Source organism: Pseudarthrobacter sp. NIBRBAC000502771, assembly GCF_006517215.1.
GTDB lineage: Bacteria > Actinomycetota > Actinomycetes > Actinomycetales > Micrococcaceae > Arthrobacter > Arthrobacter niigatensis.
In genome coordinates this window covers 59,670-72,028 of record NZ_CP041187.1, presented here as the reverse complement: position 1 = coordinate 72,028, position 12,359 = coordinate 59,670, and the positions used below count along the sequence as shown (strand labels likewise).

11 protein-coding genes are annotated in these 12,359 nt (G+C 65.7%); 4 read left to right on the top strand and 7 right to left on the bottom strand.

Features of this window, described 5'->3' with window-relative positions; translation table 11 throughout:
* Window positions 1-30 precede the first annotated feature (30 nt).
* The 5 genes from NIBR502771_RS00335 to NIBR502771_RS00315 form a co-directional block, all read right to left on the bottom strand.
* Window positions 31-837 (bottom strand): YqjF family protein, encoded by an 807-nt coding sequence (locus tag NIBR502771_RS00335; protein ID WP_141157957.1) that lies wholly within the window; start codon window positions 835-837, stop codon window positions 31-33.
* A gap of 63 nt (window positions 838-900) precedes the next feature.
* Window positions 901-1,680, bottom strand: a complete 780-nt coding sequence (locus NIBR502771_RS00330) for an isocitrate lyase/phosphoenolpyruvate mutase family protein (RefSeq protein ID WP_141157956.1) — start codon at window positions 1,678-1,680, stop codon at window positions 901-903.
* Window positions 1,681-1,744: 64 nt separating this feature from the next.
* Window positions 1,745-2,140: a DUF1622 domain-containing protein gene (locus NIBR502771_RS00325; protein WP_141157955.1), complete on the bottom strand. Its 396-nt coding sequence runs from the start codon at window positions 2,138-2,140 to the stop codon at window positions 1,745-1,747.
* Between the two features lie 71 nt (window positions 2,141-2,211).
* Window positions 2,212-3,072, bottom strand: coding sequence for an SDR family oxidoreductase (locus tag NIBR502771_RS00320; RefSeq protein ID WP_141157954.1), 861 nt, complete (start codon window positions 3,070-3,072; stop codon window positions 2,212-2,214).
* A gap of 3 nt (window positions 3,073-3,075) precedes the next feature.
* Window positions 3,076-3,996, bottom strand: coding sequence for an MSMEG_6728 family protein (locus NIBR502771_RS00315; protein WP_141157953.1), 921 nt, complete (start codon window positions 3,994-3,996; stop codon window positions 3,076-3,078).
* 156 nt (window positions 3,997-4,152) lie between these two features.
* On the opposite strand from NIBR502771_RS00315, the gene NIBR502771_RS00310 reads away from it, so the two are divergent.
* Window positions 4,153-4,740 (top strand): hypothetical protein, encoded by a 588-nt coding sequence (locus NIBR502771_RS00310; RefSeq protein ID WP_141157952.1) that lies wholly within the window; start codon window positions 4,153-4,155, stop codon window positions 4,738-4,740.
* Window positions 4,741-4,921: 181 nt separating this feature from the next.
* Here the strand turns inward: NIBR502771_RS00310 and NIBR502771_RS00305 are convergent, their stop codons facing one another.
* Window positions 4,922-5,563, bottom strand: a complete 642-nt coding sequence (locus tag NIBR502771_RS00305) for a transglycosylase family protein (RefSeq protein WP_141157951.1) — start codon at window positions 5,561-5,563, stop codon at window positions 4,922-4,924.
* Window positions 5,564-5,896: 333 nt separating this feature from the next.
* Here NIBR502771_RS00305 and NIBR502771_RS00300 point away from each other — a divergent pair, with 333 nt between their 5' ends.
* The 3 genes from NIBR502771_RS00300 (at window position 5,897) to NIBR502771_RS00290 (ending at window position 8,570) form a co-directional block, all read left to right on the top strand.
* Window positions 5,897-6,958 (top strand): adenosine deaminase, encoded by a 1,062-nt coding sequence (locus NIBR502771_RS00300; protein ID WP_246839764.1) that lies wholly within the window; start codon window positions 5,897-5,899, stop codon window positions 6,956-6,958.
* Window positions 6,959-7,219: 261 nt separating this feature from the next.
* A complete protein-coding gene (locus tag NIBR502771_RS00295) occupies window positions 7,220-8,140 on the top strand; it encodes a glycosidase (RefSeq protein WP_141157950.1) in 921 nt (306 codons plus the stop codon).
* A gap of 103 nt (window positions 8,141-8,243) precedes the next feature.
* Entirely contained in the window at window positions 8,244-8,570 is a 327-nt protein-coding gene (locus tag NIBR502771_RS00290; RefSeq protein WP_141157949.1) for an acylphosphatase, read from the top strand.
* Window positions 8,571-8,592: 22 nt separating this feature from the next.
* Here the strand turns inward: NIBR502771_RS00290 and NIBR502771_RS00285 are convergent, their stop codons facing one another.
* On the bottom strand, window positions 8,593-12,243 hold the full coding sequence (locus NIBR502771_RS00285; RefSeq protein ID WP_141157948.1) for a TM0106 family RecB-like putative nuclease: 3,651 nt from the start codon (window positions 12,241-12,243) through the stop codon (window positions 8,593-8,595).
* Window positions 12,244-12,359: the final 116 nt, after the last annotated feature.

The window sequence follows — 12,359 nt, the reverse complement described above, 5'->3', positions numbered from 1 at the left end:
ACGGTGTTGGGCGGTCCAGGATTAGGGTCCCTAACCGTTAGTTCCCAGCACGCGTGGCCGGCCGAACCTTGTCCGGACTCCGGGGGAGTAGAGGGCGGACTCTGGCGGGCCCTTGACGTTGATACCGGCCGCCCCCACCAGTCCGTCACGGAGCCGATGGACCTTGGCGCTAAAAAGTGGCCATTCGTGGTGAGTGTTCGGGACGTAGATGCTCCTGCCGTGAAAGCGCCCGTGCATGCCGTACCTCGCCGTCAGGAAGATGGATAAAGGGTCGACGGCCGCGGTGTGCAGATCGGGGATTACCCCGAAGTTGCTGCGTGCGCCGGCGGCGCCGAGCCGGCGCACCGAATAGCCGACCGTGGATTGATTCGCACTTCCAGGTGTACGAGCTGCTCCAGTTGCCTGCTGCCGCGCGTCGCCGCCGGGAAAGGACGGCCATTGCCGGATCTGCGACCACACGTATGGGATTCCGGCAGCCCGCGTGGCCAGAACCACCGGCAGCCTGGTGGCGTCGAGGCTTAGGAAGACTACTCCGCGCGTCCCATTCGGTTCGCGGGAGTAAAGCCGGACGTTCACCTCGTTGAAGCTGCCCAGGTACGGGATGCCGGGGCCGGTTCCGAGTCCCGCTTGTTCCATGCGGAAGCCGATCAGGCCCACCCAGGAACTGCCGTCGAAAACATCGGGTTGAACCCCCTCAGGCATGTACGCGGCGGCGGCGGCCTCCGGAATGCGCCAGTGAAGGAAGACGGCATCAAGCCACCTCTGGTCGGAAAATACCGGCCTGGGAAGTGCCGGCGGACGCGGCCACACTCCTGCGGCATTCAGGTTTCCGGTCAAGGTCCTCCCACTCCTTCGCTCGGTCCGGATGGCTAAGCGCCCTGTTATTCGGCTCCGCAGCTCTCAGTTCAGCGGGCGGGTGTCTGCGGGAAGCTGGCCACCGGCGAGAAGTTTGGCAGCTGTGTCAGCCAGGGCAGTCAACGCCACCCTCTGGGTCCAGGGACCGTACGAAATGCGGGCCACGCCTAGTTCCTCCAGCTTCGCCGGCGGCAGGGACCCGGGCACGTTGATGACCGAGACCTTGTTCCAGCCAATGGCTTCCACCAGGGCCGTGACCGTGGGCTCGTCCAGGAGGCCAGGGACGAAGACCGTGGTGGCACCGACGTCCAGGAAGGCCTTGCCGCGCGCGATGGCATCGGCAAGAACGTCTTGAGGATCCCGGTCCTTTCCCTTGAGGAAGGCGTCGGTCCGCGCGTTCAGGACAAAGTCGATTCCTTCTGCAGCGCCAGCGTGCACGACGGCTGCCATCTGGTTTACGGCGTCCTCGAGCGGGCGCATCTGGTCCTCGATATTGGCTCCAACGATTCCGACTCCGATGGCTTTGCGGGTTGTCTCCCCGGGGTTCCCATAGCCGGACTCAAGGTCAGCGCTGACCGGCAGGTGGGTGGCCGCCGCGATGCGGCCCACAAAGCTGATCATCTCGTCGACGGGAATGTTCTCGCCGTCCTCGTAGCCCAGCGTCGCGGCGATCGAGTGGCTTGCCGTTGCCAGGGCAGTAGTTCCCGGGATGTCCGTAATGACTTTGGCCGTGATGGCATCCCATACGTTGACCACCTGGAGGATCTCAGGGGCCTGGTGTAGGCGGAGAAGTTCGGAGGCTCTTGCGCTGCTGTTTTCGGTCATGGGTGAAGCCTAACGGACAGTCTTTGGACACACTTCGCTGGGGTGGGCTAACCCCAGCGGGCCCTTAGCTGCGTGCGGCGGTGGAATGGGGACGGGCAGCCGACGGGTCCTTTTGCCACGGCCAGCGCCCGGTGATTTCCAACTCGAGGGAGAAGCTGAGGAACGTCCTGATCAGCACGATGATGGCCAGCACTCCGACGCTGGCGAACGTCGGCGTGACGGCAACGGTGCGGATGATGTCGGCAGCGACGAGTAGTTCGAGGCCCAGCAGGATGGATCTTCCCAGCAGTTGGCGGTAGGAACGGTAGAAACTCAGTTTCTCCGCGCCCGCCGGAAGCTGCCGCGGCTGATGGCCCCGGAGCGCCATGGGGAGGGAAACCACTGCTCCGACCACCATGACTGCGACTCCTGCGAAGTCGACCAGCTGCCCAACCGTCTCAATAACCTGCCGAAACTCCATGCCCTGCCCCAGTCCGTGCCAAGCTTGTCCAAGCGCCCCGCTTGGCGGTCACTTTGGAACGGCGGCCCCGGTCACGGGTGGCGGACGCCGTTCCCTGCCATAACGTCCCTGTACCCTTCGCGGAACGTCGGAAACGCGAAGGTGAACCCCGTGCTGCGGAGCAACTCGTTCCGGCACCGTTTGTTGCCCCCACGGGCCGGCCCGGCATCGCCAACGCGGGGTGAGGGGAGGCCCAGTTGGGCCGCCAGGAAACGCAGCACGCTTCCCAGGTCGGCCGGATCGTTGTCCACGCCGATGTAGACGGGGCCCGGCGCGGCTGCCTTCCCGGCAAGATGCACGATGGCAGCCGCGGCGTCGTCGCGGTGGATCCTGTTGGTGTAGCGAACGTCCTCAGGGACCACGGCAGAGCCCGCCTTCACCTGGTCAATCAGGCGCGTCCGGCCCGGCCCGTAGATGCCTCCCAGCCTGAGCGAGACGCCGGCTGTGCGGCTCCCCGAGAGCCTGGCCTGCAGGAGTCCCTCGGCTTCCAACAACACCCGCCCGGAAAATCCGCCGGGCTCCGGTGGGGTGTTTTCGTCCACCCAGCCGCCACCCGCATCGCCGTAAACAGCAGTGGAGGAGACAAAGATGACCCGCTCCGGCGTCACCTTGTCCCGGTCCAGCGCATCAAGAACGTTTGCCACCCCGCGTACATACGCAGACCGGTATGCCTCCTCCGTAGGGGAGTCCGCAGCAACAGCGATGACGACGGCGGTGGTGTCCGCGGGGACGGGCGGCAGGTCCGTCGAGTCCAGATCAGCCGCGGCGCCTTCAATGGCTGCCGGCAGTTTCGTGGGGGAGCGGCGCCAGCCCACCACGCGGTGGCCCAGGGCAGCAAACCGCAGCCCCGCCTCGGTGCCCAGGTCCCCGCACCCCGCCAGGAGAACCGTCATGGCCTACGGTGCCTCCACCGGGAAGAACACGCGGGGATCTTGCAGCAGCGCAGGATAGGCGAATGCAGAGCGGTCGATGATCTCGGTGACTTCGAAATTCCTGCCAAAACGGCCGTCGGCCAGGGTAATGGGACGCCCCACCACCTGGCCCACGGCAAACCTGGCCCCGTTTTCGAAGGGGACAGCAACCGGAGTCTTGCCCGGAAGGGTGCGGAACGCCTCCTCCTGCGCCTGGCGTTTGCGGGTGGGCTTCTTCGCCTGGGGCCTGGGCGGCGCTTTCTTCGGCGCACGCGACGGCCGCCGCGAGCCGTCCTCGACGTAGACGGGCGAATAGCCGTCGTCCCCGGCGGACATCGCGGCCGCGGCTGCAGCGCTCCGGTTCACGGGCGGGAGCGCCACAGTGGAAAGGGACTGGGGATCGACGTCGTCATGCGGTTCGCGAAGGATCCACAGCAGGTCCCCTTCCGGCTCCTGCGGCAGGAATTCGTGCCGGGGTTCGGGCCAGAGGTAGTCCATTTCGGGAATTGCATCCGGGAAGACAGGAGCATAGAACTTGGGTTCCTTGTGCACCAACTTTGAGCGGTGGCTCAGGTGGAAGTCCGGGTCTCCGAGCCATGGCGGCATCACGATTTTGGCGGCGTAGTCGGGGTGCCCGGCCTGCGGCGCGAACTCTGCGATGTTCGTTCGTGTGTTGTCCGGGTGGCCGCGTTCGAGCCATTCGTCCACCATGGCCAGTCCGTACATGGTGAGGGCGGGCACGTGGCCCATCCACATCCGGATGGCGGGGTGGGTCTGCCAGCCGTACCCGGGAATCACCAAGGCACGGAGGGTTTGCAGGGCTTCGACCCGCTGCTTGCCCAGCCGTGCGGTGTCCAGGGCTTTGGCGCATTCGCGGAAGTCAGGGTACGGGAGGAAGGTTTGCATCTATTCAGTCTGACGGCATGCGGCGGATGTTCCAATTACAGTGCCCAGGACCACTTGGGGCATGACGGTGTGTCCAAATAATGGACACCTGCATACGGCTCCCAGCTTGACCCACTAAGATCACCGCAACCACCCCCGCGTTTTGGAAGCTCTCTCATGACATCTACACCTGACAAAGCCGTCGACCACGCCCGAGCCGCACTGCCCCGCTACGGACAGATGTTGGGGCCGGAAGCCCAGGGAATCCTGGTTCTCGACGAGTTCACAATCGATCCTGCCACGGCGCGCAAGGATCAGCACCGGTTCCGCGACGGCATGGCTGCCGTTGCCAGGACGGTCCGCCGCATTGCTGCCCTCAGGGTGGTCATTGCCCTCGTGGCCATCGGAAACCTGCCCCTCTTCCTGCTCTCCAGCGGCTGGTGGATTTATGGCGTTTCGCTGACCCTCGTGGTTGCAGTGCACGCCGCCGTGACGCTGCTCAACCGGCACGAGCCGCGGCTCAAGCAACGGTCCGCCCTGGAACTGCACATGCACCGGGAACGCAGCGCCAACTACCGTCAGCTGCGGGACGCCGTGAAGTACATGATCGACACCCCCAGCCGCATGAACGAGCACCTCTACCTGGAGCTGCTGGCCGTGAAGCGGGTGGCACTGAACCTTGCGCATGGCACTGTCGCCTTGCTGGACACCAGTGACGAGTCCGCCTGGAAAGTTCGGATCGTCCGCGAGCTCCCCGCCAGCTGACCGTCCGGACCATGCCGCCCACGGCGGCAGGGTTTAGCGGTTAAGGTACGACGCCGGCACATCCCTCGTGGGGGTGTGCCGGCGTCGTACTTTGGTCAACGGAATTTGTCTATCGCCGACCTGCCTGTGTCGCCTTGGAAAGGCGGTGCGGCCAAAGCCGCTGGTGAAGCGTCCGCTGGTGCTACGCGGGAAGCTGGATGACCTGTCCCGCGAACACGAGGTTCGGATCCGAGATGGTGTCCAGGTTGGCGTCGGCAAGGTGCTGCCACCCACCCTGGATGCCCAGCTTCTGCGCAACGATGCTCAGGGTGTCCCCGGCCTGCAGGGTGTAAGTCTCGCCGCTGAGCGGAACCGAGGTCGCGTGCCGCGGCGCGGGGGCCTGCCTGACCGGAGCGTTCTGGACCGGCGCGCTCTTAGCTTGGGTGCTCTGCACCGGTGCGCTCTGTACGGGGGCGCTCTGGACCGGTGCTCCGCCGCCGCCGCTCAGTCCCAGCTGCGACGAGCAGGACGGCCAGGCACCCCAGCCCTGGGAAGCCTGGACCCGCTCGGCTACGGCGATTTGCTGTTCACGGCTGGCGTTTTCGGGGGAGCCCGTGCCGCCATACGCGGACCAGGTGCTGGAGGTGAACTGCAGGCCACCGGAGAAGCCGTTGCCCGTGTTGGTGGACCAGTTGCCACCGCTCTCGCACTGCGCGAGTGCGTCCCACGTGGACGTGGGGGTGGCTGCGTTGGCCGCCGTGGCGGAAAGGGCCAAACCTGCCGCGGAGACGGCGGCCAGGGTGACTCCGCGGCGCGCGGCAGTACGGAATTTGGTGTTTTTCATAATGGTGATGCTCCTGAAGGCCACCAGCGCTGGTTCCGTCCCCGGAGATCGTCGCGCCACTGCCCGCCCCTGACGAATAGAGGTCACTGTCGGTGGCTGCCGCTGGGCAGTTCTGGTGAAGGCAGCACCGGGCAATCAAGTCGCCCGCCGAACGGGCATGTATTTCACGCTAAGACATCGTCTGGGCGTTATCAAATCGAGATTCCGCCGGCGCGCTGGGGATGGGCCCTCGCAGAGGTAGCCACCACCGCGCCGGTGCGTTCAGGAGCGCGGGCGGACTGCCTCCGCGAGTGCGGACGGGCGCGAATCGCGCGGGGGCACTATTCTGTCCCGATGGACAACTTTTCCGGCGGCAGCGCCATGCCCGAAACCGAGACGGACTCCGTGGAACCCGCCGTACCCGCCAAACCCCTTCCGGTGGCCGAACTTCACCTGCACATCGAAGGCACGCTGCAGCCCGAACTCATCTTTGCCCTGGCTGAACGCAACGGCATTGAACTGCCCTACTCGGGCCTGGACGAGCTCCGCGAAAAGTATGAGTTCACCGATCTGCAGTCCTTCTTGGACCTCTACTACGCCAACATGGCCGTGCTGCGCACCGAGCAGGACTTCGCGGACATGACGCGGGCATACCTTGAACGGGCTGCCGCCGCGGGCGTCCGGCACGCGGAGATCATGATGGACCCGCAGGCGCACCTCTCCCGCGGGATTTCCTTGGAGGCGTGCGTCAGCGGTGTCGTCTCGGTGCTGGCAACCTCGGAGGACGAATTCGGCATCTCCACCATCCTCATTGCGGCGTTCCTGCGTGACCTGCCGGAGGAGTCGGCGCTGGAAGTCCTGGACCAGCTGCTGGCCATGGATGCCCCCATCGGCGCCATTGGGCTGGACTCGGCAGAGGTGGGAAACCCGCCCTCCAAGTTCGAGCGGCTGTACGCGAAAGCGCGTGAAGCAGGCCTGCGGCTGACGGCGCACGCAGGGGAGGAGGGCCCGGCGTCGTACATTTACGAAGCCTTGGACATCCTGGGTGTGGAGCGGATCGACCATGGCATCCGCTGCATGGATGATCCGGAGCTGGTGGAGCGCCTGGTGGACGCGCGCGTTCCGTTGACGGTGTGCCCACTGTCCAACGTCCGGCTCCGTGCCGTTGACACCCTCGCTGACCATCCGTTGCCCGCCATGCTGGCCGCAGGACTAAACGTGTCAGTCAACTCAGACGATCCCGCCTACTTTGGCGGCTACGTGGATGACAACTTTGCCCAGCTCACCGCGGTGTTCGAGCTGTCCGATTTCGACAAGGCGCGGCTGGCAGCGAACTCCATCCACTCTTCCTTCGCAACGGAGGAGCGGAAGGCGGAGCTGGTAGCGGAATTGAACGGCAGGGAAGTAGCCGACTGACCGCTGCGGTACCGGGCGCAACAGCCGGTCTTTCCGCCCGGTAAACTAGGTGCCGCAGGCGTGTCTGGGGAGTGCAGGGCAGCACCCGTGTCAGCGCTTGAGGGTTATGCAGACAGCCCTTACCCGAGACCTCCGCCTCACTTGCGGCACCATCCGCTTCATAGTCGGTCACGACACGCAGAGTTAACCAATTAAAGTCGCGCGATTTAATGGGCAGTTGGCAAGATGCCTAAGACCGATCGCTTTTATATAAGGGGAATCATGGCCAAGTCCACCGCAGAAAACACCTACCTTCGACTCAAGACCGTCCTGGATGTCCTGACCGAAGGCGTGTGGTCCGGCGATGCACTGAATGCGGGCCAGGTCCTGGCGGAAGCAACCGCCCGGGTACCGTTCAACGACCATGAGTCCGAGCTCCTCAGCGGCGGAATCCCGCGCGGACACAAGACCCTCACCTCGGCCACCGCCAAGCTGGTCAAGGCGGGCTGGCTGGTTAAGGGCCGCTCGGGCTGGACCACCACCGAGGACGGCATGCGGGCCACGGTCGCCTTCCCTGATGCGGACTCCTTCGCGGCCGCGCTCGACGCCGGCACTCCCGTCCCTGCCGACACCCCGGTTCCCACGGCTCCCGCAGGTTTCGTCCGGCCGGTCTCCGCCGCTGCGGCAACACTGGAGGTTCCGGCGAAGGCGGAGGCTCCGAAGAAGACCACCCGCAAAGCCCCCGCCAAGAAGGCGGCCTCTGTTGTGGGCAAGGCAGCGAAGGCACTCGAGGACGCCGTTGAGCCCGTGGTTGCAGCCGTCCGCAAGAAGGCTCCTGCGAAGGACAAGGCCGGAACGGCTGCTGCCGCCGAGCCGCTGGAGGGCCCTGACGTCGAAACGCTGCCGCAGCCCGAGGCCGTGGCACTGGCCGGCGATTTCAACACCATCCTGGGTGCGCCGGAGAACTGGGCACCGCAGTACGACGAAGCACAGATGGAATTCGACTTCCTGGACCAGCTGTGGAAGAAGAGCGCCGAACTGCCGGCAGGCTACTACACGTTCAAGATCGCCCTTAACCGCTCCTGGACCGAGAACTACGGTGCCTTCGGCACCTTCGACGGACCCAACCACGAGCTGCACCACACCGGCGGCACGGTCACCATCCGTTACAACCACGCCACCCGCGATATCACCATCAACTAACCGGCCTGCAACCCCTTCTTGGGTCGCAGGCGCCCGTCCCATGGCATCATGGCGGCGGTCACTGCGACCCTATGGGGGCAGCACGGTTTGGGAGAGGAACAGCATGGGCAGGCACGCAGGTTCTCCGCACGATCCAGCGCGGGGCGGTTCTGCGCAGGACACTGTCAGGCTGGACGCCAGGGTCTTCGGCCTGGTCCAGGGTGTGGGTTTCCGCTACTGGACCATGGGCACGGCGGAGGAGCTTGGATTGTCAGGCGAGGTAAGCAACCTCGACGACGGTTCAGTTCGGGTGATTGCCGAAGGCGCCGAACCGCAGGTCAAGAAACTGCTGGACTGGCTCAAATCGGACCGGACTCCCGGCCGGGTGGAGCGGGTCGAGTCTGACTTTTCTGCTGCCCGGGGGACTTTCAACAGATTCCGGGCCCACTGACCGGCGTTTGCCGCCGGTGCGGCTACTCCCGCGGGCTGAGCCCGATGAAGGCACCGAGTTCCTCCAGCGCCGCTGGCTTGTGCGGCATATAGCTGGTGAGCTCGGGGGAGCGGACAATCACGGCACGCCATTGTCCGCGCGACACGGCCACATTGATGCGGTTCCGGTTCAGCAGGAACTCCGCTCCACGCGGAGCCTCAGCCACTGCCGAACAGGCCATGGAAACCAGCACCACCGGAGCTTCCTGGCCCTGGAACTTGTCCACCGTGCCCACCCGCACCTCCGGCAGCCCGGCCTCGGCCAAATGTTTGCTGATCAGATGGACCTGGGCGTTGTAGGCAGCGACCACCAGCAGGTCCTGCTGCTCGAGCGGGCGGGACTCAGAGTCCGCGCCCGGTGTCCATTTCAGGCCGAGATGGCGGCGCGCCTGCCGGACCACTTCCTCTGCTTCTTCCCGCGAGGCAGTGGCATTGCCGCTGTGATCAACGAAGACCGTTTCCACTCCAGGCGGCAGCCCCTCGAGCTCGCGAAGCGATGCAGCAGGAGCAGAGTGCAGCTTTCCTTCGTAGCTGAGGTTGGATACCGCCCGGCACAGGTCCGGATGCATCCGCCAGGTATCTGCCAGGAAATACCCCAGGCTTGAAGGCAGGGTGGCGTGGCCGGCCGCCAACCAGCCCAGCGCTGACTCATCCACGGGTTCGGGGTGCGTGCCCTGGGTAACCTGCGGAAGCTGTTGCGGGTCGCCCAGCAGGAGCAGCCGCTTGGCTGCCGCAGAGACCGCCAGGGTGTTGGCGAGGGAGAACTGGCCTGCCTCGTCAATGACCAGCAGATCCAGTGACCCGGACGGGACTTCCTTGCCCGTCATAGTCCAGGCAGTGCCGCCGACCAGGCAGCCGGAAGGCGACTCAAGGAGGCGGGCCACGTCGCCTTCCGATGTGAGGCCCCAGGGAACGTGATGTGGCGCGGCCAATTTCTTGGCCACCGCGTGCGGATCCACTCCGCCGGTTTCGATGGCTCGGCAGAGCAGGTTTTCCACCACGTTGTGCGACTGCGCCACCACGCCAACCTTCCATCCCCGGGCCACGAGCCTGGCTATAACGTGGGCGCCTACGAAGGTCTTGCCTGTCCCCGGCGGGCCCTGGACGGCCAGGTAGGAGTGGTCCAAATCGTGCAAGGACTCCGTAATGGCTCCGGCGTAGTCGGCAGCGCCATCCCGGCCGTGCAGCACCTCCGCGGGACCCGGCCTGGAACGAAAACGCGGTGGCAGTTTGCGCAGGATGTCCAGGCCCGGCTGGGCTGGAAGGACCGGGGCAGAAGCCCCCACCGTCCGGGCTATTTCCGCGATGGCTGCTTCAATACTGGCGGTGGCCAGGGGCTGGTCCTCGGTCAGGGCCACGGGCAGTTGCGGGTAGGCGCCCACCTTTCCGGTCTCCCGCTCCGCAATGGTGATAAGGTGTTCCGGGCTGTCCGGCGCCGCCTCAAGCTCACTGATCCTGGTCCCGAACGTGAAAGCCCTTGTTCCGGGCGCGGCCTGCGGGTCAGCCATCCCATTAGGCCCGGGTGCATCATACAGCCGGCACCAGCTGGAGCCGGGGCGGAAATCGGAACCCTCTGCCATAGTGCCCCGGAGCTTCAGGACGCGCGTGCGCATCCGTTCCCGGGGCTTGGCCAGAGCCCAGTCTGAGACCACTTCCGCGGAGGACACAATGAACACGTTCCGTTGGTCGGCCCAGGTGTCCAGTGGCGCCTCGACCCGGTCGAAGTGTTGCCACCAAAACTGCTTGCGCTCCCGCCGGTGGTATCCGGTGGCGGCTGCCACCATGGCGAGGGCCCTCTCATCATCGGTCCAGGGCCGGTCATCGGGAAGGCTGGCCAAGTACTCCCGCAGCTGCGTCTCTTCCTGGGTTTCCCCGGGCCCGCGCCTGACGCCGCCGTCGCCTTCCCCTCCGGCGGCCATCACTTCCATGGGTGGCCCGTTGGCGGCGACCGCTCCGCCACCGGCTCCGTCTTTCTGCGCCCGCGGTGCGATTTCCAGCAGCCAGTCCCGGAGCCGAAGGGTGGAGAGGCAGTCGTAGTGGTTGTAGTCGGAGATGGAAGCCAGGATTGTGGCGGCTTCCTCATGCCGTCCGGCGTCACGCGCGGCGCAGTAGGCGGCGTAGGCCACCACGGAGGCGCCGGCATCCTTGACGTCGCCGGACCGAAGGTTGTCTCCCATGTAGAGCGGTTCGAGCTTCTTGATGGAGTAGGAGGCCTCCGAGATGCGGATCGAGTGCCGGACGGTGGCATACAGGTCCACCAGCAGGCCCTGCCTCAGCCAGTCATCCACCGTGTCCTCGCCGGCCTGGTGGGCCAGGGACAGGTTCCGCAACGCAGTTTTTTCGTAGGCAGCGTAGTGGTACACATGCATGTCCGGGTAGACGGCACGGCGTTTCTCGACGTACTCCAGGAAATCCAGGAAGGCGCGGCGTTCCCCGGACCGGGAGTGCGCCCAGAACGGCCGGAACACCGGATCACCGGCGGCACCCGGCACCGGAGCTTCGACGACGCCAAAGAGGTACTCGATGCCCCACGCGCCCGTGGCCGGATCCTGCCATAGCGGATCGCCCTCGAAGTCGAAGAAGATGTCACCGTCGCTGGGGGCAGGAAGCGAGCCGATGGCATTGTCCGGCAGCACGCTGAACGACACTGTATGCGGCTGTCCATCCTTCGTGAACGTCCGGGACCCTGCGGTTCGATCCAGGCCGAGCTGCATCCGCGCCTGGGCACGGAGCCTGGCCACCGAGTTCCTTGCCTCGCCGGCTGGCATCGCAGCCAGTTCGTCGATGGTGGTGATGCCGGTCCCGTGCAGTTTCCGCCGCTGGGCCACCGACATGCCCGCTACCATCAGGAGATCCCTGTGGAGCTGCACCTGTTCCGCGCAGTAGTCGCAGCGTCCGCAGTGCACGACGCCGGGCTGTTGCCACTCCACTGTGCCGTCACCGGCGCGGTGGCTGGCTGTGAGGTGGCGGAAGCGCCGGCGTCGTTCCCGGAAGACGGGCAGCAGGTCCGGCAGCGAATGGCTGCTCCGCAGCCAGTCCTCACCTACCCGCGTTCCAAGGACCAGCGTGACGACGGGGAAGGGGTCCAGCTTCATCCCCAGGAGTTGATCGCCGTAGGCGGCCAGCTGCAGCAGTGCCCCAACTTTGGCGTGACGGGCAAGTTTGGTGTCCCAAACCTCGTAGCGGCCCGGGTTGCCGGTGCCCGCAGCCTCGTTGACCAGGAAGTCGGCGTAGCCGAGGAACTCGCCGTCGAAAAACGTCGCCTGAAAGACCACATCTGCCCCGGAGCGGAGGGCGAGTTCGGTTTCCGCGTGCTTTGCCTGCAGCTCCCCGCGCAGGTTCTGGCCACGTTCGAGGGAGTAGACCCCGGCGCCGCGGCTCGCGTCCCACTTACCGTACTTGGCCACCAGGCTGGCGAGCACGGTCTGCTCGTGTTGGTCGCCCAACTCGCCGGCGCGCTTCTGCATCTCGTCCACCGGGAACTCCGCCTTGGGGGCACGACCCAGTTTTTCGTCCAGGATCCGGAGCGTGCGGTACTCACATTCGGAGGCCGCCACAAGGTCGCTGGCGGAGAAGACCAGGTCCGGCGGCGCGTCGGATCCGGCATGATGACCGGCAGCGTCCAGCAGAAACACGGGGCCTCCCCAACTGTTTGCGGGCCCGGAGTCGGTTCCCCCGGCCTGGAATCAAACCTAGCAAGAGGGGCTGACAATCAGATGCCGGGCCAACGCAACAGGTCTGGTGATCAGGC

Excerpts from the sequence above, each read along its gene's own strand:
- NIBR502771_RS00330 (WP_141157956.1), bottom strand. The coding sequence starts at position 1,680 with ATGACCGAAAACAGCAGCGCAAGAGCCTCCGAACTTCTCCGCCTACAC.
- NIBR502771_RS00310 (WP_141157952.1), top strand. The coding sequence starts at position 4,153 with ATGACATCTACACCTGACAAAGCCGTCGACCACGCCCGAGCCGCACTG.
- NIBR502771_RS00315 (WP_141157953.1), bottom strand. The coding sequence starts at position 3,996 with ATGCAAACCTTCCTCCCGTACCCTGACTTCCGCGAATGCGCCAAAGCC.
- NIBR502771_RS00295 (WP_141157950.1), top strand. The coding sequence starts at position 7,220 with ATGGCCAAGTCCACCGCAGAAAACACCTACCTTCGACTCAAGACCGTC.
- NIBR502771_RS00305 (WP_141157951.1), bottom strand. The coding sequence starts at position 5,563 with ATGAAAAACACCAAATTCCGTACTGCCGCGCGCCGCGGAGTCACCCTG.
- NIBR502771_RS00320 (WP_141157954.1), bottom strand. The coding sequence starts at position 3,072 with ATGACGGTTCTCCTGGCGGGGTGCGGGGACCTGGGCACCGAGGCGGGG.
- NIBR502771_RS00300 (WP_246839764.1), top strand. The coding sequence starts at position 5,897 with ATGGACAACTTTTCCGGCGGCAGCGCCATGCCCGAAACCGAGACGGAC.
- NIBR502771_RS00325 (WP_141157955.1), bottom strand. The coding sequence starts at position 2,140 with ATGGAGTTTCGGCAGGTTATTGAGACGGTTGGGCAGCTGGTCGACTTC.
- NIBR502771_RS00290 (WP_141157949.1), top strand. The coding sequence starts at position 8,244 with ATGGGCAGGCACGCAGGTTCTCCGCACGATCCAGCGCGGGGCGGTTCT.